Here is a 21932-nt window from a genome sequence, read left to right as displayed (position 1 = left end):
GGCCCGGTGGCCGGGCTACCTCTTGACGCGAACGGTCTTGGTGGAGCGGGTCTCGAGTGTCATCTCGTCCGCTTCCGCGACCTTCGCCTTCAAACGCACAGTACCGGTCGCCGCGTCGACGACGTCGACCACCTTCGAAAGGAGTTTCGCCGTATCCGCGTTGCCGGAGGCCGCCGCGAGCTGCACGGCGCGGCCCAGTTTGGCCGTCGCGCCGTCGCGATCGCCCGATTTGCGGGCATCGAGACCCTGTTGGATGACGTCCGCGAGCTCCGCCTGCCCGGTGTAGTGCGCGACCTGGGGGTTGATCGACGTCGACATCGCGAGGTCGTCCGTCCACACCGCCCGTACCAGTCCTTGAGACAGCGGCCGCGGGTCGCCGCCCGCCGGGTCCGGGGCGATCAGCGAGACGCGGGCGGCGAGCATCTCCTGGCCGACCGCCGCCCGCGGGACCCGCACGCTCACGTGGTAGTCGCGGGACTCGTCGCCCCACGAGCCCGTCGGGTAGTCCCCGGCGCGCGGACCGGCCTCGGTGCGCCGCCCGGTGAGGTCCTCCACCGAGGGCGCCACCTGCTTCACGAACGCGATCTCGACCCCGACCGGGGTCCACAGGCGCAGCGCGACGTCCGCCACGCCCTTGCCCATCGCGGTCTCCATCATCGACGTGAAGTCGGCGGAGAGTCCGGCCGGGTCGGCGACGATGTCGGCGGTGCCGAGGAGCGCGGACGCGATCCCGGTGACCTCCTTGACCTCCCAGTCGGTGCCGACCCCGCGCGCGTCGCAGGTGAAGCGGCCCGCGCAGGCGTCCAGGGCGGCCCGCAGCTCCTCGGGCGCCTCGTGCTCGTTGCGGCCGTCGGTGAGCAGGATGCCGTGCCGGATGGGCAGGTCGGTGGAGGAGAGGAGCCGGTCCGCGAGGCGCAGCCAGGTGCCGATCGCGGTGCCGCCGCCGGCGGAGAGGCGGCGCAGCGCCTCCTTGGCCTCGGCGCGGGTCCGGGCGTCGGCGACGGCGAGGCCGCCGTTGCCGGGGTAGACCTCCTTCGCCACGTGCGTGCCGGCGACGACGGCGAAGGAGGTGCCGTCGCGCAGGGTGTCGACGGCGGCGGCGGTCGCCTCGCGCGCGCCGCGCATCTTGGTGGCGGGGTAGTCCATCGAGCCGGAGCAGTCGACCATGATCACGACACCGGCCGTGCCGCCGCCGAAGCCCCCGGAGACGCCGAGCCCCGCGCCGCCGGTGCCGCCCCCGGTCGAGGTGACCGTGACGATCGCGCTGACGTCCCGGCCGCCCTCCGGCAGGAACTCGTTCTGGTAGACGTCCACCGAGAACTGGGGCACGGTCGACTTGGAGAAGTTGGCCATCTGTTCGGGCTCCTCGGGCAACGGCGGTGAAGGGACGGGGGACCGGCGACCGCTCAGGCGGATCCCGTCCCGTGCGGAGTGACGGTGAACGGCACGAGGGCGACCGTGATGTTGTCGTGGCCGCCGCCGTCCAGGGCGTGCCCGACCAGGACCTGGGCGCCGTGCAGCGGGCGCTCCGCCGCGTCGGCGGGGACGACCCTCGCCATGTCCTCGGGTCCTTCCGCGTAGTTCCAGAGGCCGTCGGTGCAGACCACCACCACGCCGGAGTGGTCCGGCTTGAACGAGGCTGTGTGCGGCTCCAGTTCGTACGAGTCGGCGCCGAGCCAGCCGGTGATCGCGTGGGCGCGCTCGTCCGCGTACGCCTCGGCCTCGTTCATCAGGCCCGCCGCGACCATCTGGGCGGCCCACGAGTCGTCCTCGGTCAGCCGGACGGACTGGGTGCCCCGGTCGTCCGGCACCCAGTAGGCGCGGCTGTCGCCGACCCAGCCCACGACGAGCAGGCCGTCGGCGACGATCGAGCCGACGATGGTGCACGCCGGGGCGTTCCGGTGGCGGTGCGGGTCGTGCTCCGCGCCGTCCTGACCCGGCTCCTCCGCCAGGGAGTTGACGGCCTCGGCGGCCGCCACGATCGCCTCGTGCATGGCCTGCTGCGGGTGGGTGCCCCGGGGCAGTGCGGCGAGCAGCGAGGCGTCGGCCGCGGCTGCCGCGGCGGCGGAGGCGTCGTCGGGGCGGGTCGCCGAGGAGACGCCGTCGCAGACGATCGCGAGGAGGGCGGGGGAGCCGTCGGGGAGGGTGGTCGCCGAGACGGCGAACGCGTCCTCGTTGCGGTGGTGGCGCAGCCCCCGGTCGCTGACGGCGGCGGCGGGGCCGGCCACCCGCTCCATGTGGTCGCGCTCGCGCGGCTGCGCGTGCCCGCAGTTCTCGCAGTAGCCGTCGGTGTCCACCCGGCCGGCCCGGCAGGCCACGCAGAGCGCCGCCGACGAGGCCGCAGCCGGGGCCGGGGCCGCGGCCGGGTCGGCCGGTGCCTGGGCGGGGGCCGCGGCCGGTGCCTGGGCGGGGGCCGCGGGCGGATCGGTCCGCACGGCCGTACGGGGATCGGGGGCGGCCAGTTCGAAGTCGCCGCCCGTCCCGGTCCCGGTCCCGGACGCGGTCGCGGCGGCCGGGGGCGCTGGGGCCGGGGGCGCGGGGGCCGGCACCGGGCCGTCCGTGCGGACCTCGATCGTGGGCAGGTCCTGGCCGCCGGAGTCGGTGCCGGGGAGGTCGCCCGGGTGCTGGGTCATCGTCGAGAGCGAACCGGGGTCCCGGGGCGGGGCGTCCGGCCAGGTGACGGGGGTGACGATCGCCACGGTCGGGCGGTCCGGCTCGGCCTCGGCGGCCGGCAGGGCCGAGAGGTCGTAGCCGCACGCCCCGCAGAACCGGTCACCCGAGTCCAGCGGCTCCGCGCAGCCCGGGCAGGCGGCGAGTCCGTGCGACGGCTTCGGCTTCTGGGACATCCTCACACCCACGTCCGGGGGCGGAAGCGGTTGGCCCGCTCCACCAGTTCGATCCTCTCGTCGCCCTGCTGGGCGAGTCGGGCAAGCACCCGGTACGAGCGTTCGAGGCCGAAGCGCAGTCCGCGCTCGTCCAGTTCACTTCCGAGCAGCAGCGCGCCGCCGCCCGGTGCCGCACCGGGACTCCCGGAGAGTACCCAGTCCAGGGCCGTTCCGAGGACCTCCGTCGACAACTGCTCGCGGCGCACCGCGTCCAGACCGAAGCCCTGGAGCGCGGAGACCTGCGCGGCGGCCGCCGTCAGATCGGTGCCGAGCGGCTCGTGCGCGGGGCGCCGCCGCAGCCGCGCCCGCACGGCCGCGACTCGGGCCGCCGTGTAGTGGATGGACGCCTCGGGCACGGACTCCAGGGCCTGGACGGCCCCGGTGCGGTCACCCGCGGCGAGCCGTACGCGGGCGAGTCCGAAGGCCGCGCTGACGAAGCTCGGATCGGTGGTCCACACGAGGTGGTAGTACTCGGCGGCGTTGTCCAACTGGCCGAGCACTTCGGCGCAGACGCCGAGGGCCAGCTTCGGCGCGGGCTCGCCGGGGAAGGCGTCGTACACCGCGTCGAAGGCGAGGGCCGCCTGCTCGTGGTCGCCGGTCACCAGGGAGGCGACGCCCCGGCACCAGACGACCCGCCAGTCGTCCGGGTCCCGCTCCTCCAGACCCGCGAGGGTCCCGGCGGCGGACCGCAGGTCGCCCAGCTCCAGCTCGGCCCGCAGGGTGCGCAGCCGCAGCTCGACGGAGGGCGCGGGCGCGGCCTGGAGCGCCGCGAGCAGTTCGCCGGGCGCGGCGGCGGCGAGGCCGGCGAGGAATCCGGCGTTGGGGTCGCCCGGCTCGACGCGCGGCACGGGCAGCGCGAGCGCGGTGGCGGGCGTGTCGACGGGGGCGAGCAGTCCGGCGAGCCCCGCACCGGCGGGCGGCCCGGCGGCGGCCGGGGTCCCGGGCGCGCCGGCGGCCCCGCCCCGCCGTCCGCGGCCGCGGCGGGCGCCGAGCAGCGAGACGTCCTCGGTGAGTTCGGCGAAGAGCGCGGTGTCGGTGACCCGCACCTCCGTGCCGAACAGGGTCGAGAGGGCCGGGCGCGGGCGCCCGGACTGGAGCGCCACCACCTCGCGCAGGACGCCGGTCAGCTGCTCGGCCATCTCCTGCGCGGAGGCGAACCGGCGGGCCGGGTCGGGGTCGGTGGCGCGGACCAGGAAGCGGTAGAAGGACTCGTAGGTCCGGAAGACCGCGATGTGCTCCGGGTCGGGCAGGGAGTCCACGAACACGTTCGTGTAGCCCTGGAAGTCGAAGGTCATCACCGCGAGGGTGCGCGCCACCGTGTACAGGTCGCTCGCCACGGACGGGCCGACCTCGGCCACCTCGGGCGCCTGGTAGCCGACGGTGCCGTAGATCGCGGACTCGTCGTCGTCCATCCGCCGGACCGCGCCCATGTCGATGAGCTTGAGCTGGTCCTCGCTCTGGATGGCGTTGTCGACCTTGAAGTCGCAGTACAGCAGGTTCCGGCTGTGCAGGTGGCCGAGCGCCTCCAGGGCCTCGATCCCGTACGCGCAGGCCTGCTCGACCGGCAGCGGGTCGCGGCGGCCGTCCGGGGTGCGCCGGTCGTTGGCGATCTCCTTGAGGGACTTGCCGCCGACGTACTCCATGACGATGTAGCCGTCCAGGGAGCCGGTGCGCTGGTCGAGGTGCTCGACGAAGTTGTAGATGCGGACGATGTTGGAGTGCTCGATCTCGGCGAGGAAGCGGCGCTCGGAGATCGCCGCCGCCATGGCGTCCTGGTCGCCGGTGTCGAGCAGGCCCTTGAGGACGACCCAGCGGTCGGAGACCGCCCGGTCGACGGCGAGGTAGATCCAGCCGAGGCCGCCGTGCGCGAGGCAGCCCGCGACCTCGTACTGGCCGTGGACGATGTCGCCGGCGCGGAGCTTGGGCACGAAGGAGTACGGGTGGCCGCACTTGGTGCAGAAGCCCTCCGTGCGGCCGGGCCGGTCGCCCCGCGCGCGGCCCACCGGGGCCCCGCAGTCCGAGCGGGAGCAGAAACGCTTCCGCTCGGGAACCTCGGCGTTCTCCATCACCGCGGCCCGCGGATCGGGCCGCGGCACCTCCGGAATGGCCACCAGACCCGCGCCCAGCCGGTTCCTGGCGGACTGGCCGGTCGACGAACCCGAGCTGCGCACCGAGACCGAGCGGGCGGTGGACGCGCCGGACAGCGCGCGCGACAGGCGGCCGGAGACCGACCGGCGGGAGGTCGAGGAGCGCGACGAGGCCCGCGACGAGGCGCGCGAACCACTCCGCGAGGAGCCCGAGTCCGACCCGCCGACCCCGCCGGTCCCCTTTCCGGGCACGGCCATCCCGGTCGGCGTCGAACCGATCAGCCCTCCGGGCGCGACGACCGGGGCGAGCCCGCACGTGTCGCAGTACAGCTCGCCGCCTCCCATGTCCTCGTACGATCCCTCGCACGAAGGACGCTGACAGCTCCCCACGCCCGTCTCCCCGCTCACCACTGTCGTCCTCCCGCGTCTCTCGGGCCGGACAGTACGTCCGCCGCCGCCTGCTGGTAGCGCAGCACGGCCTGTTCCGCGACCCGCAGGTCGCAGGGCGCGCTCCACAGCATCCTGCGGGCCGCGTCGTAGCGCTCGACCAGCAGCGGGTCCTCCGCCGCGCCGAGCCGGGCCACCTTCGCCTTGTAGGCGTCGAGCCGGCCGCGCAGTTCGGCCCGCACCGCGAGCGGCGCCGTGACCGCGGTCAACGACTCCCTGGCCCGCAGGAGTTCCTCCTCCGCCTCCCGCTCCAGGGAGTCCAGGAGCGGGGAGAGCCGGTGCCACTGGGCGTGCCTGCGGTACTCGGCGGCCACCGAGAGCCGCTCCTGGAGCACCGTCGGCGGCCCGCTGACGGCCGGCACCTCGGAGGCGGCGATCTTCGCGAGGACCTCACCGCGCGCCGAACGCGCCTCGGCGAGCGTCCGGTCGGCCCGCGAGAGCACGTCGCGCAGCCGCAGCAGCCGGTCCTCGGAGTCCTGCCGGACCGCAAGGACGGCCTCGATCTCGCGCCGCACGTCCTCCAGCGCCAGCGCCGCCCGGTCGTACCGCTCGGTGTCGGGACGGCCCCCGCCGGGTGCCGAACTCCCCGCCGCCGGGCGCCAGAAGGCCAGCGGGTCGGTCACCACCTGGGACCGCAGCGCGGTCAGCTCGGCCGTGATGGCCTCCAGCTCGTCCCCCGCCGGATGCTCCCCGGGCCGTACGCCCACCGAGTGCGCCAGCGAACGCGTCCGCCCCAGCTCGGCGGCGAGCAGGTCTATCCGGGCCGGCAGCGCCGACCAGACGGCGTCGGCGGTGACGACCAGGTCGAGCGAGGCGGCGTACAGCTCGTTCATCCGCCGGACGAGCCCCTCCAGGCTGAAACGCTCGGTGAGCAGCGCCTGTTCGCCCGCCCCGCCGGAGACGAGCACGCTCTCGCCGCGCAGCCGGTCGGTCAGCTCGACCAGCTCCTCGCGGGCGGGCCAGCGCCGCCGTCCGCGCACCTCACGGGCCTCCCGCAGGGCCCCGGTGTACACGTCGAAGCAGGTCCAGAGCAGCGTGATGGTGCGCTCCGTCGCCGCCCACCGGTCCCGGGTGGTACCGGTCAGCTCGGCCCCTTCGAGCAGCCTGCGGCCCGCGTGGTCCTGCAGCGCGAGGAGCGAGTCCTCGATCGCCTTGTGCTCGGCGCCGAGCCGCGCCAGCGCACGGTCCACCTCGTCCCGGTCCATCACCGGCCCGGGGGGTCCCGTGACGCCCATCTCTTACCTCTTCCGCTGTCGTGTACGGGCTTGCTCGTACGGGGGCGTGTACGGCGCTACTTGTACAGCGGAGCGGGCGGCCCGGTTATGCCGGGCAGGTCCTTCTCCAGCCACTCCTCGTACGCGGCCTGCCAGGGGCCCTGCCGGTAGCCCACCAGGACCTGGTTGACCCGGCGGACCAGGTCGTCGTTCCCGAGCTTGGCCGCGACCCCGTAGTACTCCTCGGTGAACGGCCGGCCCTTGAGCTCGACCGCCGGGTCCTGGGCGGCCTGGCCGGCCGCGAGCGCGTTGTCGGTGACGACGGCGTCGACCTCGCCCATCTGGAGCCGGGCCAGGCAGTCCAGCTGGTTGGGGACGGTCAGCAGGTCCCTGTCGTCCTTGGTGCCGTCGGCCTCGTCCTTGAAGACCGCGCCGAAGGAGTTCTCCGCCAGCGCGTCGTAGGCCGTCGAGCCCTCGGCGGTGCAGACCCGCTTGCCGCGCAGCGAGGAGTCGTAGCCGGTGATGTCCTCGGCGAGCTTGGGCGCCAGGACCTGCTGGCCGGCCTGGAAGTAGGCGGTGGAGAAGGCGACCTGCTCGATCCGCTTGCAGTTGATCGTCATCGTGCGCACGACGAGGTCGACCTTGCCGCTGTTCAGGGCGGCGATCCGCTGGTTGGTCGGGATCGCGCGGAAGATGATCGCGTTCTCGTCGCCCAGGAGGTCCTTGGCGATGGCCCGGGCGAGCGTGATGTCGAAGCCCTCCAGGACGCCCTTCTCCGGGTTCCGGTAGCCCCACCGGTAGCTGGACTGGTCGACGCCCACGATCAGCTTCCCGCGGTCCTTGATCGCCCGGATCGACGGGCCGTCCGCCGACGAGGGCGTGAGGGAGGCCTCGGGGTGCTCGCAGGTGTCCGCCTTGACCTGGACGCCGGTGCCGACGCCGGGTCCCGGCGTCCACGGCGCGGCCGCCGGGCCGGTCCCGTCCTGGGCGAGCGGCAGCAGGGTGAGCGAGGCGGTGAGCGCGCAGGCCACGGCCATGGCGGCCACCCCGCCCCAGCCCCGCAGCCGGCCCGCCGTCCGCCGCACCAGCGGGTACGCGCCGTTCGGCATCCCGCCCCCTCTCACCGGTACTCCGACAGTCTGCGGTTGATGCCGAGCAGCGCGCCCGCCGCGCCCAGGACGCCGAGTGCCGCCGCGCCGAGCGGCAGACCCGTCAGCGCGTCCCTGGCGTCCCCGGCGGAGCGGGTGAACTCGGCCTGCTCGTGGGCGAGGGCCCGCTCCAGGGCGGCGTCGATCTGGTCGAAGGACCGACCCGTGGACTCCTTCGCGCCGATGATCCGGCCGAGGGCGCCCTCGTAGTCGCCGGCCTCGTCCTTCGCGCGGGCGTCCTTGTGGCGCTCCCGCCACTCGGCGGCCCGCGCGGCGGACTCGTCGACGGGGCCGCGTCCGGCGTCGTCGTCGGCCCACTCGCGGGCCGTGGCGAGCGCGTCCGTCAGGGCGCCCATGCTCGCCGTGTACTCGGCCTCGTACCTGTCGTTCTTCCCGTCCTCGGTGAGGACGGCGCCCCGGGCGACCAGCGTCAGGTTCTCGTTGGCACGGGCCGTGAGGGAGCTGATCCGCGCGGTGTTGAGGACCTGGAGGGACTCCTGGCCCTGCACGCGCGCGGTGTCGAGCCCGGCGCGCGCGACCGTGTGCGCGGCGGCGAGCCAGAGCAGCACGACGACGGTGGCGGCGGTGGCGGCGAGCAGGCCGTGGTTGAGGACCCGGTTGGTCCGGACGTAGTTGCGGCGCTGTGCCCACAGCAGGACGCCGAGGGTGAGCAGGCCGAGCGCGAGCGACAGGAACGGCCAGGTGCGGGCGGACTCGTCGTCGCGCTGGAGCCGTACGGTCTCCGCCGCGTAGAGCCGCTCGGCGGCCGGCAGCAGGATGTCGGCCATCTGCTGGTTGGCGTACCGGAGGTAGGCGCCGCCCAGCGGCAGGCCCTGCCGGTTGGCGGCCCGGGCGCGCTCGACGAGGCCGGTGTAGCGGGGCAGTTGCTCGTTGAGGGTGGCGATCTCGCGGGCCGACTCGGACGAGCCGCCGGCGTTCGCCGCGGCCTTGACGAGGAGCCGCGAGGCCGTGGTGATGTCCCGGGTGTACCGCGCGCGGGACTCCGCGGGCTCCAGGGTGCCCGCGAGGAAGCCGCTGGCCGCGGTGGTGTCGGCGTCGGCGAGGGAGCGGTAGATCGCGGCCGCGTCGGCGCTCAGCGGCTGGCTGCGGCTGACGACGTCGTCGGCGGCGGAGGCCCGGTCGGACACTTCCAGGGCGCTGACCGCACCGAATGCCACGACGAGCAGGGCGAGTACGGCGCCGAGGATCTGGAGCCGGCCGGGCTCGGTCGTCGCGGCCACGCGCAGTCGCTCGCGGCCCACGGCCCAGGCGCCGCGCCCCGCGGGCGGGGCAGCGGTGGGCACGGGCGACGGCTGCGCGGGCACGGAGCCCGGGCGCGCGGGCGCCTGCGCCGTGCCGTGCGCCGCCGGGGCGGCGGGCGCGTTCGGCGGGTGTGTCACTTGACCTCCCCCTCGGTCGCTGACGTCGGCCGGCCCGTCCGGTGTCCCGGTGGCGACCGGTTCCGGTGGACGACCACCCGGCCAGCAGTATGGCCTCAGGGGGCCGTCCGCACACCGGGATTGACTCGATCTTGTTCCTATCGTGCCCCATGCCCCGGGCACATCAGCAGGCGAACCCCCTCACTCTGAATACGCCGCCCGCCGGAGATCGGTTCCCTTTCGGACACCCCTCGAACGGGTGAACATGCGTGCGGGGTGCCTCGTCGAGACGACGAGACACCCCGCGACGGCGCTCCTCAGGCCCCGTAGTGCTCCCGCAGCCGGGCCTTCGCCTCCGGACCGGCCTCGGCCGCGTCCAGGGCGAGCAGCCCCGCCCCGAGCACCGGCGGCGCGGTCACGAACCCGACCGCGGCCTTCGGCGCCCGCTCCGCGAGGAGTTCGAGGATCCGCTCCTCCAGCTGCGGGTGGCGGGCCGCGAGCACGCTGCCGCCCAGCATCACCGGCGCCTCCTCGTGCTGCAGCCCGAGCCGGCGGAGCGCGACGTACGCCATGGCGACGACCTCGTCGGCGAGCCGGTGCACGAGGGACAGCGCCACCGGGTCGCCCTGGGCCGCGACCGCGAACAGCACCGGCGTCAGCTCGTGCCGCCGCTCCATCGGGATCCCGCCCAGGTGCAGCGCCTCGATCAGGAGGTACATCGACCCCAGTCCGAAGTGCGCGGGCAGCGCGTCCGCGAGCGCGGTGGGCAGGCCCCGCCCGTCCTCGGCGCGCGCCGCGAACCACAGCGCCTCGTCGGCGAGTCCGCCGCCCCCGCCCCAGTCCCCGGAGATCTTCCCGATCGCCGGGAAGCGCGCGGTCCGCCCGTCCGGGGTCATCCCGACGCAGTTGATCCCGGCCCCGCACACCACGGCGACGCCCCGGGGCTCGTCGAGGCCGGCCCGCAGGATCGCGAAGGTGTCGTTGTGCACCCGTACGGACGGGCTCCAGCCCCGGGCGAGGAGCGCGGCCTGCAGCTCGGCCTCCTCGACGGGCAGGTCGGCGTTGGCGAGGCAGGCCGCGACGTGGGCGAACCGCGTCGGCACGCCGGCCTCCGCGCAGGCCCGCCCGACGATCTCCGCGAGCCGGTCGACCGCCGTCTCCACCCCCACCACGGGGGGCTGGAAGCCGCCGCCGCGCGCCGTGCCGAGGACCGTGCCGTCCACGGCGACGACGGCGACGTCGGTCTTGCTGTTGCCGGCGTCGACGGCCAGCAGGGTTTCGGTCACGCCCACGCGAGGTGCTCCCGGTTGTGCGCGATCAGCCGGTCGGTGAGCCCGTCGGCGTACGCGTACTGGCCCACCAGCGGGTGGGCGAGCAGCGCCTTGAACACCCGGTCGCGGCCGCCGCGGAGCGCCGCCTCCAGGGCCAGGTCCTCGTAGGCCGTGACGTTGGCGATCAGGCCGGCGTACAGCGGGTCCACCGGCGCTACCGGCAGTGGCGTGGCGCCGTGCGCGCCGACCGCGGCCTGCGTCTCGATGACGGCGTCGTCCGGCAGGAACGGCAGCGTGCCGTTGTTGTACGTGTTCACCACCTGGTACGGCGATCCGCCGCCGCCGAGCAGCGAGGCCGCCAGGTCCACGGCCGCCTCCGAGTAGAAGGCGCCGCCGCGCTTGGCGAGCAGGGCCGGCTTCTCGTCGAGTGCCGGGTCGCCGTACATCTCCAGGAGCTCCCGCTCCATCGCCGCGACCTCGGCGGCCCGGGACGGCTTGGTGCCGAGCTCGCGCACCACCTCGTCGTGCGCGTAGAAGTACCGGAGGTAGTACGAGGGGACGACGCCGAGCCGGTCCAGGACCGGGCGCGGCAGGCGCAGGTCGTCGGCGACGGCGTCGCCGTGCTCGGCGAGCAGCCGGGGCAGCACGTTCTCGCCCTCGGGTCCGCCGATCCGTACGGCCCGCTCCCAGGTCAGGTGGTTGAGCCCGACGTGGTCGAGGTGGACCTCGGCGGGGGTCACGTCCAGCAGCGCGGCGAACTTGCGCTGGAAGCCGATGGCCACGTTGCACAGGCCGACGGCCTTGTGCCCGGCCTGGAGCAGCGCGCGCGTGACGATGCCGACGGGGTTGGTGAAGTCGATGATCCAGGCGTCAGGGTTGGTGCGCCGGACCCGCTCGGCGATGTCCAGGACCACCGGGACCGTGCGCAGCGCCTTGGCGAGGCCGCCGGCGCCGGTCGTCTCCTGGCCGACGCAGCCGCACTCCAGGGGCCAGGTCTCGTCCTGCTCGCGGGCGGCCTGTCCGCCGACCCGCAGCTGGAGCAGGACGGCGTCGGCGCCCTCGACCCCGGCGTCGAGGTCGGTGGTGGTGGTGACCTTTCCGTGGTGGTCCTGCTTGGCGAAGATGCGCCGGGCGAGCCCGCCGACCAGTTCGAGCCGTTCGGCGGCCGGGTCGACGAGGACGAGTTCGGTGAGGGGCAGGGTGTCGCGCAGTCGCGCGAAGCCGTCGACGAGTTCGGGGGTGTAGGTGGAACCGCCCCCCACGACAGTGAGCTTCATCTTTCGTATCAGCCCTTCACTCCGGTCAGGGTGACTCCCTCGACGAACGCCTTCTGCGCGAAGAAGAACACGAGGATCACGGGGGCCATGACCAGCACGGTCGCGGCCATGGTCAGGTTCCAGTCGGTGTGGTGCGCGCCCTTGAAGGACTCCAGGCCGTAACTGAGCGTCCAGGCCGTCGCGTTCTCGGAGGCGTAGATCTGCGGCCCGAAGTAGTCGTTCCAGCAGTAGAAGAACTGGAACAGGGCCACGGCGGCGATGCCGGGCTTCGCCATCGGCAGCACGACCCGGACGAGGGTGCGGAACTCGCCGCAGCCGTCGATCCGCGCGGCCTCGACGTACTCGTTCGGGATCGTCAGCAGGAACTGGCGGAGCAGGAAGATCGCGAAGGCGTCGCCGAAGGCCATCGGGATGATCAGCGGCCACAGCGTTCCGGAGAGGTCCATCTGCTTCGCCCAGAACAGGTACATCGGGATGATCACGACCTGCGGCGGCAGCATCATCATCGAGATGACGAGCAGCAGCGACAGGTGCCGGCCGCGGAAGCGGAACTTGGCGAGCGCGTACGCCACGGGGATCGAGGACACCACGACGAGGACGGTGCCGAGCCCCGCGTACAGCAGGGAGTTCTTCCACCAGGTGAGGAAGCCGGGCGTCTCGAAGACCTTGACGTAGTTGTCCCAGTGCCAGGAGTTCGGCGTCAGGTCCCGGGTGAGCGCCTGCTGGTCGCTCATCAGGGAGGTCAGGAAGACGAAGACGAACGGGAGGACGAAGAACAGGGCCGCGGCGATGCCGAGCGAGTGCACGGCGATCCAGTGCAGCAGCGACCTGCGGCGGGCCTTCTTCTCGGCGGGGCTCGCCGCGAGGCGGTCGGGGGCGGGAGTGGTTGCGGTCGTCATGTGTCAGTCACCCGAGCCGATCAGGCCGCCGCGCCGACGCATCAGGAGCGCGGTGAAGGCCATGGAGAAGGCGAAGAGCACCAGCGCCACGACGCAGGCGGCGCCGTAGTTGAACTGGCTGAAGCCGAGGTTGTAGACCAGCTGCGGGAGGGTCAGCGTGGAGTCGTCCGGGTAGCCGGGGACGAAGACCTCGCCGGAGCCGCCCATCTTCCCCGAGGCGACCTTCGCGGCCACGATCGGCTGCGTGTAGTACTGCATCGCGCCGATGATCCCGGTGACGACGGCGAAGAGCACGATCGGCGAGATGTTCGGCAGCGTGACGTAGCGGAACCGCTGCCAGGCGGACGCGCCGTCGAGTTCGGCGGCCTCGTACTGCTCCTTCGGCACGTCGAGGAGCGCGGCCATGAAGATGACCATGAGGTCGCCGACGCCCCACACGGCGAGGACGGTCAGCGCGGGCTTGGACCAGGAGGCGTCGTTGAACCAGGAGGGGGCGGGCAGGCCGACCGCCTCCAGGAGCGAGTTGACCGGCCCGGTGCCGGGGTTCAGCAGGAAGACGAAGGCGAGCGTGGCCGCCACCGGTGGGGCCAGGTACGGCAGGTAGAAGAGGGTCCGGAAGACGCCGGCCGCCGTCTTGATCTTGGTGATCAGCATGCCGACGCCGAGGCCGAAGAGCACCCGGCAGGCCACCATGACGACGGCGAGCCACAGGGTGTTGCGCAGGGCCGGCCAGAACTGCGGGAACTCGCCGAAGACGTACGTCCAGTTGTCCACGCCCCGCCAGGTCGGCGGGTTGAGGCCGTCGTACTTCATGAAGGAGAAGTACAGCGTGGAGACGAGCGGATAGGCGAAGAAGACGCCGAATCCGATCAGCCAGGGGGACATGAACGCCAGGGTGCGCAGCGCGTTGCGCCGGCGCTTGGACCGCAGCGTGTTCCGTCCCCCGGGGGAGGGGGCGGCCGGGGCGGCCGCCTCCTTCGCGGGCAGGGTGTCCGTGCTCATGGGTGGTTCCCGGCCGTCACTTCGCCGCGGCGATGTCGCGGTCGATCTGGGCCGCGGTGTCTGCGAGGCCCTTCTTCAGGTCGGTGACCTGGCCCTTCTCGTACTGCTGGGCGAACTTCTGCAGGGTGTCCTGGTAGGCGGAGCCGTTGACCGCGCCGTCCGAGGTGGTGGACGCCGGGTGCCGGGCGATGTCCAGGAAGGTCTTGAAGCGGTCGTCGAGCTTCAGGTTCGGGGACTTCAGCGCCTCCAGGGTGGAGGGCACGTTGCCGATGGCGTTGGCGAAGCTCACCACGGCCTCGGTGTCCGTGGTCATGTACTTGACCAGCTCCCAGGCCGCGTTCTGCTTCTGGCTCTGCGGCGCGATGCCCATGATCGTGCCGGACAGGTAGCCCTTGCCGTACTCGCTCAGCTCGTCGTCGGCGACGGGCAGCGGCGCGACGCCGACGTCGAAGGGCACCTTGGCCTCCTTGACGAAGTTCAGCCGCCACTCGCCGTCCAGCTGCATGGCGACCTGGCCGGTCTGGAAGGGGTGCTTGGCGCCCCACTCGTCGCCGAAGGTGGTGCGGTACTTGTCGAGCCTCGGGAACCCGCCCAGCGCGTCGACCAGGGACTTCTGGTAGGTCATCATCTCGGCGAACGCCGGGTCGGAGGCGACGGTCGACTTGCCGTCCGCGCCGAAGTACCCCTGGTGGCCCCACTGCGACATGTAGTGGGAGACGACGGTCTCGTAGCCGAGGTAGTTCGGCATGAAGCCGAGCCGCTCGTACGAGTCGCCCTTCTGCTTCGTCAGCTTCTTGGCGACCTCGGTGAACTGGGACCAGGTCTTCGGCGGGGCCTCGGGGTCGAGACCGGCCTCCTTGAAGGCGGTCTTGTTGTAGTAGAGCCCGTACGCGTCGGAGAGCAGCGGCATCGTGCAGCGCTTGCCCTCGAACTGCGTGTACTCCTGGAGGACCTTCGGGAAGGTCTTGTCCAGGTCGAGCTTCGACTTCTCTATGAAGGGCTTGAGGTCCGCGAGCGCGCCCGAGGCGCAGAACTTGCCGACGTTGGCCGTGGTGAACGAGGAGACGACGTCCGGTCCGTTCGAACCGCCCGCGCGCAGCGCCTGGCCCAGCTTGTCGTCGTTGATGTTGCCGACGACCTTCACCTTGATGTTCGGGTGGGCCTTCTCGAACCGGGCGACGTTGTCCTCGATCGCCTTGACCTCGGAGGGCGCCGACCAGCCGTGCCAGAAGGTGATGGTGGTCTCGGCCTTGGGGTCGTCGGAGGCCCCGTTGTTCGCGGAGCCCGTACAGGCGGAGGCGAAGAGGGCGATCGAGGCGGTGGTGGCGAGCGCGGCGGCGCCTCTGCGCGGGCGTGCGGGCATGGCGGTGTCTCCCTGGGGCGGGTCGGGGCGTGCGGAGGGTCGGGGCGTGCGGAGGGGCGGGGACGGTCAGCGCGAGGTGTCGAAGACCTCGTCGCGCGTGGTGGCGAGGGCGCTTTCGAGGGCGCCGCGCAGGACGGGGCTCCGGCGTACGGCGGAGAGGACGAGCCGCGGCCGGGACGGGGCGAGGTCGGCGAGTTCGGACTGGACGCGGGCGCGCAGGGGCTCGCCGCCGGTGACGAGGGCGTCCCCGGACAGCACGATCAGTTCCGGGTCGAGGACGGCCACGAGGGCGGCGAGCCCGGTGGCGAGGCGCTCGGCGTAGCGGTCGAGCAGTTCCGCGTAGCGGGGGTCGTCCTCGTGGGTCTCGGCGGCCCGGGACAGCAGCCCGGTCACCACCGGTACGAAGGGGTGGTCGGGGGTCGCGATCCCGGCGGCGCGGGCGAGCCGGGGCACGGACTGGATGCCCGCGAGTTCCTGGAAGCCGCCGGAGTTGGCCTTGGTGACCTGCCGTACGAGCGGGGTGCCGGGCACGGGCAGGAAGCCGAGCTCGCCGGCGCCGCCGGTGAAGCCGCGGTGCAGCCGTCCGCCGAGGACGAGGGCGGCGCCGAGGCCTCCCTCGTTCCACAGCAGGACGAAGTCCTCGTGGCCGCGGGCGGCGCCCACGCGCTGCTCGGCGACGGCGACGAGGTTGACGTCGTTCTCGTACTCGAACGGCATGGGCAGGACGGCGGCCAGCTCCTCCAGGAGGGTGGGGGAGTGCCAGCCGGGCAGGTGGGAGGCGTACCGCAGGCGGCCGGTGGCCGGGTCGAAGGCGCCGGGGGTGCCGATGACCAGGCGCCGGACGTCCTCGCGGGCGAGTCCGGCGGCCGCGGCCGCCCCGTCGAGGGCGTCGGTGACCTGGCGGACGACGCCGGAGTTGGCGCGGCTGGGGGTGCGGAGTTCGAACTCGCCGACGATCTCGCCGGTGACGTCGGCGACGGCGGCGTGGATGCGGTGCTGGTCGACGTCGAGTCCGGCGGCGTACGCGGCGCGCGGGTTGACCGCGTAGAGCTGGGCGTTCGGTCCGGGCCTGCCCTCGGTGGTGCCGGTGGCGACGACGAGCCCGGCCGCTTCGAGGCGGGCGAGCAGCTGGGAGGCGGTCGGCTTGGACAGGCCGGTGAGCTTGCCGATGCGGGTCCGCGAGAGCGTGCCGTGTTCGAGGAGCAGGTCGAGGGCGGCGCGGTCGTTCATGGCCCGCAGGACGCGCGGTGTGCCGGGGGTTCCCGGGGTCGTACCGGCCATTGAGTCCGCACCTGCCTTTCCACGATGGTCGGGGCCATTGTGCTGCCTGTCGGCCGGCCCGTTCTCCCACTGCTCTGTTAGGAAAGTTTCCTATTCGGTGGGAGGAAGGTAAGGCGGCCGTCGCGGAGGCGTCAATACCCGGGAACGCGGGACGCCCCCGAAGGCAACCAAAGCGTTACCTGCGGGGGCGTCGGGCCGTACGGGCGGAGCTACTTCGAGAGGTCGGACTTCGGCAGCGGCGTCGCCGCCGCCGACTGCGGCGAGGTCGTCGAGGCGAACGCCGACGGCGCCGCCATGCCCGCCGTCGGGTCGGCCGCGGCCTCCTCGCCCTGCGCCGGGATCCCGCCGACGATGCGGATGCCGGCCTCGTCCAGACCCCGCTTGATGCGCCAGCGCAGCTCGCGCTCCACACCCAGCTTCTTCCCCGGCATCGTCTTCGCCGAGACCCGGATCGTCATCGAGTCGAGCAGCACCTCGCTCAGACCGAGCACCTCCACCGGACCCCACAGGCGCTCGTCCCACGGCTCCTCCTTGGCCATGGAGTCCGCCGCCGCGACGATCACCGACCGCACCTGGTCCAGGTCCTCCGTCGGCCGGACGGTCACGTCCACGGCCGCCGTCGCCCAGCCCTGGCTCAGGTTCCCGATCCGCTTGATCTCGCCGTTGCGCACGTACCAGATCTCGCCGTCCACCCCGCGCAGCTTGGTCACCCGCAGGCCCACCTCGACGACCTCGCCGGAGGCCACGCCCGCGTCGACCGAGTCACCGACGCCGTACTGGTCCTCCAGGATCATGAAGACGCCGGAGAGGAAGTCCGTCACCAGGTTCCGCGCGCCGAAACCGATCGCCACACCGGCCACACCGGCCGAGGCGAGCAGCGGTGCCAGGTCGATCTTGAAGGCGCCGAGGACCATCAGGCCCGCCGTGCCCATGATGAGGAACGACGCGACCGAGCGGAGGACCGAGCCGATCGCCTCCGAGCGCTGCCGGCGCCGCTCGGTGTTGACGAGGAGACCGCCGAGCGCCGTCCCCTCCACCGCCTGCGCCGACCGGTTCATCCGCTCGATCAGCTTCGTCAGGGCGCGGCGGACGGCCATCCGCAGCAGGAGCGCGACGACCAGGATCAGCAGGATGCGCAGTCCGGTGTTCAGCCAGGTGGACCAGTTCTCCTCCACCCAGCTCGCCGCGTTCGTCGCCTTCTCCGCGGCCTCGTCCAAGGTCACCGGAATGGGTTCGGGATCGGTGGCAGCCGCTAGGGCGGACCAGGACACGGGGCAACCTCCAGGCATCGCGTACGCAGTCCATCCACACTAACGGGGCATCGGATGTGCCCCCGCTGCCCTGTTCGAGGGAGAGACCGACCTCACCTGGGCAAGTAAGAGGCAGGTAAGAGGAGGAGCCGCCGATGTGGTCGAGAACACTCCGGACCCGCCACCCCGATCCCGGTACGTGGTGGCGCTCCGACCAGGCCTGAGGAGAGACTGGGAGCAGTTCGTCCCGGCGCGAGCCACGCGCCGCCGGCGTCATAGGAGGCATCCGTGCCGCATGTCCTGGTCCTCAACGCGTCGTACGAGCCGCTCGGCGTCGTACCGCTCCGCCGCGCACTCGTCCTCGTCCTGGAGGACAAGGCCCTCTGTCTGGAGGAGTCCGGCGCCTTCCTGCACAGCGAGACCCAAGTCCTCCCCGCGCCCAGCGTGGTGCGACTGAAGCGCTTCGTGCGGGTCCCCTACCGGGGGCCCGTTCCCTTGACCCGAAGAGCCCTCTTCGCCCGCGACGGCGGGCGCTGCGCGTACTGCGGGGGCGTCGCCACCAGCGTCGACCACGTCATTCCGCGCAGCCGCGGGGGCACGCACGCCTGGGACAACGTGGTGGCGGCCTGCCGCCGCTGCAACCACGTCAAGGCCGACCGGCACCTCCGCGAGATCGGCTGGCGCCTGCGCCACCAACCGGCCCCGCCGTCCGGCCTGGCCTGGCGGATCATCGGGACCGGACACCGGGACCCCCGCTGGCTGCCGTACCTCCAGCCGTACGGTGCCGAGGACGCGATGGCCCGGATCGACTCCGTCGCCGACGCCCCCGTGAGGGCGCTGACGACGGGTTGAGCCGGGCCTTTCGCGTACGCGGGGGCCGTCGGGCACGGGAGCGGTGCCGCCCTTACGGGGCGGGCCGCTCCTCCGCCGTGTCCGCAGGCTGCTCCGCCCGCTCCCGCGGGGCCACCGCGTAGGTCTCCACCGACCAGAGGGAGTAGCCGAACCGGGTCGCCCGCGCCTCGCCCTGCACCCGCAGGAAGCGGGTGTCCGCCGCGTCCATCCGGACCGACTCCCGGCCGCCCCGGCCGTCCGCGACGGTCGCCGCCGTGCGCCACACGCGCCCGTCGGCGGAGACCTGGACGCGGTAGCGGGAGGCGTACGCGTCCTGCCAGTGCAGCACCACCTGCCCTATCCGCGCCGGCTCGGCCAGCTCCAGCTGCCACCAGGCGCCGTCCTCCGCGGGCGAGGACCACCGGGTCGCCGGATCGCCGTCCACCGCGGACGCGGCCGGGAAGTCCGGGGTCTCGTCGCCCGAGGACGACGCCGTCGCCGCCCGCGCCAGGTCGGGACCCGCCGTACGGGGGAAGGCCCGCACCGTCAGGACGCGCTCCTCGCCCGCGAACGACACCGGCACCCGGTACGTCCCGGCCGGCACGTCCGCGCCCACCGACACCTCCAGGGGCACGCTCGTCCGCGCGCCGCGCTCCACCGCGACCTCCTTCGGGAGGCGGACCGCGATCCCCTTCGGGGCCTTCGCCGTCAGCGCCCCGCGCACCTCGTCCGCGCGCACGCCCGACAGCTCCACGTCCACCCGCTGCGCCGGCCCGCCGATCTCCGCGTCCGTCTCCGTACGGGCCAGTTCGAGCCCGGCCCGGGGGCCGTCCGCGAACCACGGCACCAGCGAGCGCACCCCGGGGTCCCGGTCGTCGCCGCTCCACACCACGCGCAGCGCGTCGGCCCGCAGTCCCTTCAGATCGGTCTGCGTCCAGCCGGACGCCGACAGCGGGCCGAGCGGCCGCCAGCCCTCGCCGGAGACGTACGCCTCCACGCGCGCGTCCGTGCCCGCCCCCGTGCCGCCCGGCCGGGTCATCACCGTGAGGGCCGCCACGGGCCGCGCCCGGTCGAGCCGCACGGTGTACGAGCCGGGGGCGCGGTCGGCCCGCGCCGCCGCGGGGCGGTCGGCGCCGGTCCAGGCCGTCGACTCCGCCACCGCGCGCGTGAGGAAGGGATCGAGCACCCCCGCGCCGACCGTCACCCGGCCCGCCTCCAGCGACTTCTGCAGCGGTTCGAGGGCCAGCCGAGCCCGCCAGGCCGCCGCGCCGTCGCCGCGGGCCTGGGCGAGCAGCATGTCGACCGCCGTCTCGCCGGCCTCGCCGTACCGCGCGAGCCGGTCGAGCCAGGGGCCCGCCTCGTCGTCGAGGGCGGAGTCCGCGGTGGCCGCGAGCCGCTCGGGGGCCCGGCGCATCACGGTGAACGCGGCCCGCAGTTCGCGCGCCGCCCGCTCCCGAGCGGCCCTGCCCGCCGGGGTGTCCGGGGTGGTGCGCGAGGCCCAGAACGCCGTCAGCAGCGGCTTCAGATAGGCCGATTCGCCCTTCGGGTCGAGGATCGACGAGGCGCCGTTCCCGGCGAGCGCCCACAGCGCCTCACGGGCCGCGGGGTCCGGGCCCGCGAGGTCGTCGACGGCCGCCCGCCACGACTCCTGCGGCCGGTAGCCCCGCGGGTTCCAGGCGTAGTCGGCGGCGGTGAAGAGCGGGATCCGGGAGGCCGCGGCCTGCTCCATGGCGTGGGCGAGGAAGGCGGCGGAACCGGCGGCCACGGCCGGCTCCCGGCCCGTGGCGGGACCGAGGAACAGCCGGTCCTGCGCGTAGTCGTTGACCGGGTAGTTGTCCATCGTGACCAGCGGGTGGCCGCCCAGGGCCACGCGCGCCCCGGCCAGTTCGCGGCCGGTGATCGTGCGCGGGACGACGCCGACGCCCGTCCACGCCACCCGCACCTCGGCGTCGAGCGCCCGGGCGAACTCCGTGCGGTAGGCGGTCGCGCCGTCCTGGTAGTACTCCGTCGGCAGCACCGTCAGCGGCTCGGCGTCCGGGTACCGCTCGGCCAGGTGCCGGGCGACGGTGTTCGCCACGCGCGCGTGGGCGGCGGCCGCGGCCGCGGGACCCCGACCGAAGGCGTCGGCGTCCTCGTCGCAGTGCCACTCGTCGTACGAGGCGTCCTGGAACTGGAGCTGGAAGACGCGCACCCCGAGCTCCCACATGGCGTCGAGCTTCCGCGTCAGCGCCCGCACGTCGCCGGCCGAGGACAGGCACATGGACTGCGCGGGCGCCACGGCCCAGCCGAGCGTCACCCGGTTGGCGCGGGCCCGTTCGGCGAGCGCCAGGAACTCCCGCCGCTGCTCCTCCGGGTAGGGCTCCCGCCACTGCGCCCGGCGGTACGGGTCGTCCCCGGGCGCGTACAGATAGCGGTTCTGCTTGGTGCGGCCGAGGAAGTCGATCTGGGCGAGCCGCTGTTCGAGGGTCCAGGGGCTGCCGTAGAAGCCCTCGGTGATCCCGCGCTCGACCGTGCCCGGCCAGTCGCGGACGACGACCCCGGGGACCTCGCGACCGGTGCCGACGAGCTGGCGCAGCGTCTGGACGGCGTGGAAGAGGCCGTCCTCGCCGACCCCGTCGAGGACGACGGTCTCCCGCCCCTGGTAGCGGCCGGTCGCGAGGCGGTAGCCGCCGCGCGGGAGGTCGAGCCGCTCGGGCACGCGCAGCGCCGTCAGCGCCGCCTCCGCCGCCCCGCCGCCCGGCCCGGCGAGCCGCAGGACCGGGCCCCGGCCCGGGAGACCGGCGTGGACGGTCCGCACCCCGGCGGCCCTCAGCAGCTCGCGCAGGGCGGCGACCGCGTACGGATCGGCGTCGTCGTCCGCGAGCAGCGTCACCTCGTCCCCGAGGCGTACGGAGGGCCCGGCGCCGGTCAGGGACTGCGGCCGGGGCCACACAGCGGGCACGGCCGGCGCGGCGACGGTGCCCGCGCGCCCCGCGACGGGAGCCCCCGGGCCCGGGGGAGCCGCCGGTGAGGCCGGCGCCGCCGGCGGGGCGGGGGCCGCGGGTGAGGCCGGTGCCGCCGGGACGGCGTACACCGAGCCGGGCGCGGCGCCGCCCAGGAGGCCGCCGATGACGGCGGCGGCGACAGCCGTCGCGGTCCGCTTCCTGCGCCCGACGTGCACGGGGTCTCCCTCCGGACAGGCCCGGCCGCTCCGCCGGGTTGGTCACGAGTGGGTCACGAGCCCACCACCCGTCGCACGGCAGTGTCAATGAGAGCGGGCGATGTGTCGCCTTTGCCCGGCGAGCCGTCGGCGAGGTGACGTCACTTCGCCACATTCCGCCGGTAAAACGAGGTGCGGTGGGTAGGGCTCAGTCGCACGCCCAGGTCCCACCTGCCGAGACGAAACCGGGAGACCCCCGTGACCACGACCGCCCGCCACCTCGGACGGATACGCGTTCCGCAGCAGGCGCTGCCCGACGCCGCGCCGCTGACCAGCGAACCGCCGCTGCCCGACGCGGCCCCCCTCACCAGTGAACCGCCCCTGACCGAGGCGGCCCCCCTCACCAGCGAGCCCACCGCCCCCGGCAGTGCGGGTGGTACGGAGTCCCCCGGAGTGTGA

16 protein-coding genes are annotated in these 21932 nt (G+C 73.9%); 2 read left to right on the top strand and 14 right to left on the bottom strand.

The features are described from left to right. Window positions 1-15: 15 nt before the first annotated feature. From ACIQFX_RS11795 to ACIQFX_RS11735, 13 genes are all read right to left on the bottom strand, one after another. Window positions 16-1353, bottom strand: coding sequence for a VWA domain-containing protein (locus ACIQFX_RS11795; protein ID WP_402461235.1), 1338 nt, complete (start codon window positions 1351-1353; stop codon window positions 16-18). 53 nt (window positions 1354-1406) lie between these two features. Next, window positions 1407-2852 (bottom strand): PP2C family serine/threonine-protein phosphatase, encoded by a 1446-nt coding sequence (locus tag ACIQFX_RS11790; protein ID WP_402461233.1) that lies wholly within the window; start codon window positions 2850-2852, stop codon window positions 1407-1409. Further along, window positions 2849-5317: a tetratricopeptide repeat protein gene (locus ACIQFX_RS11785; RefSeq protein ID WP_402461232.1), complete on the bottom strand. Its 2469-nt coding sequence runs from the start codon at window positions 5315-5317 to the stop codon at window positions 2849-2851. Before ACIQFX_RS11785 ends, ACIQFX_RS11790 begins: the two co-directional genes overlap by 4 nt. A 59-nt stretch (window positions 5318-5376) precedes the next feature. After that, entirely contained in the window at window positions 5377-6654 is a 1278-nt protein-coding gene (locus tag ACIQFX_RS11780) for a hypothetical protein (protein WP_402461230.1), read from the bottom strand. A 56-nt stretch (window positions 6655-6710) separates the two neighbouring features. Beyond that, the gene (locus ACIQFX_RS11775) at window positions 6711-7742 is read right to left on the bottom strand and encodes a glutamate ABC transporter substrate-binding protein (RefSeq protein ID WP_402461228.1); all 1032 of its coding nucleotides are present in this window, start codon (window positions 7740-7742) and stop codon (window positions 6711-6713) included. A gap of 11 nt (window positions 7743-7753) precedes the next feature. Next, a complete protein-coding gene (locus ACIQFX_RS11770; RefSeq protein WP_402461226.1) occupies window positions 7754-9181 on the bottom strand; it encodes a hypothetical protein in 1428 nt (475 codons plus the stop codon). Window positions 9182-9477: 296 nt separating this feature from the next. Then, window positions 9478-10452 (bottom strand): N-acetylglucosamine kinase, encoded by a 975-nt coding sequence (locus ACIQFX_RS11765; RefSeq protein ID WP_402461224.1) that lies wholly within the window; start codon window positions 10450-10452, stop codon window positions 9478-9480. Next, on the bottom strand, window positions 10443-11708 hold the full coding sequence (locus tag ACIQFX_RS11760; RefSeq protein WP_402461223.1) for a 6-phospho-beta-glucosidase: 1266 nt from the start codon (window positions 11706-11708) through the stop codon (window positions 10443-10445). Before ACIQFX_RS11760 ends, ACIQFX_RS11765 begins: the two co-directional genes overlap by 10 nt. 8 nt (window positions 11709-11716) lie before the next feature. After that, a complete protein-coding gene (locus ACIQFX_RS11755) occupies window positions 11717-12607 on the bottom strand; it encodes a carbohydrate ABC transporter permease (protein WP_402461221.1) in 891 nt (296 codons plus the stop codon). 3 nt (window positions 12608-12610) lie between these two features. Next, window positions 12611-13492 carry a carbohydrate ABC transporter permease gene (locus ACIQFX_RS11750; RefSeq protein WP_402461581.1) on the bottom strand — a complete coding sequence of 294 codons (882 nt, stop codon included), beginning with the start codon at window positions 13490-13492 and terminating at the stop codon, window positions 12611-12613. Window positions 13493-13625: 133 nt separating this feature from the next. Next, window positions 13626-14972 carry an ABC transporter substrate-binding protein gene (locus ACIQFX_RS11745; RefSeq protein ID WP_402461220.1) on the bottom strand — a complete coding sequence of 449 codons (1347 nt, stop codon included), beginning with the start codon at window positions 14970-14972 and terminating at the stop codon, window positions 13626-13628. Window positions 14973-15038: 66 nt separating this feature from the next. Further along, window positions 15039-16253: an ROK family protein gene (locus ACIQFX_RS11740; RefSeq protein ID WP_402461218.1), complete on the bottom strand. Its 1215-nt coding sequence runs from the start codon at window positions 16251-16253 to the stop codon at window positions 15039-15041. Between the two features lie 209 nt (window positions 16254-16462). Then, window positions 16463-17542, bottom strand: coding sequence for a mechanosensitive ion channel family protein (locus tag ACIQFX_RS11735; RefSeq protein WP_402461216.1), 1080 nt, complete (start codon window positions 17540-17542; stop codon window positions 16463-16465). Between the two features lie 249 nt (window positions 17543-17791). Between ACIQFX_RS11735 and ACIQFX_RS11730 the strand changes: the two genes are divergently transcribed. Further along, complete coding sequence (locus ACIQFX_RS11730; protein WP_402461214.1) at window positions 17792-18355, top strand: HNH endonuclease; 564 nt, start codon at window positions 17792-17794, stop codon at window positions 18353-18355. A gap of 52 nt (window positions 18356-18407) precedes the next feature. On the opposite strand, the gene ACIQFX_RS11725 is transcribed toward ACIQFX_RS11730, so the two are convergent. Then, window positions 18408-21494 carry a beta-N-acetylglucosaminidase domain-containing protein gene (locus tag ACIQFX_RS11725; RefSeq protein ID WP_402461212.1) on the bottom strand — a complete coding sequence of 1029 codons (3087 nt, stop codon included), beginning with the start codon at window positions 21492-21494 and terminating at the stop codon, window positions 18408-18410. 237 nt (window positions 21495-21731) lie between these two features. Between ACIQFX_RS11725 and ACIQFX_RS11720 the strand changes: the two genes are divergently transcribed. Then, a complete protein-coding gene (locus ACIQFX_RS11720; RefSeq protein WP_402461611.1) occupies window positions 21732-21932 on the top strand; it encodes a hypothetical protein in 201 nt (66 codons plus the stop codon).

The organism is Streptomyces sp. NPDC093089 (genome assembly GCF_044754405.1).
Taxonomy (GTDB): Bacteria; Actinomycetota; Actinomycetes; order Streptomycetales; family Streptomycetaceae; genus Streptomyces.
The sequence above is the reverse complement of the archived record's forward strand: the minus strand, read 5'-3'. Positions and strand labels throughout refer to the sequence as shown.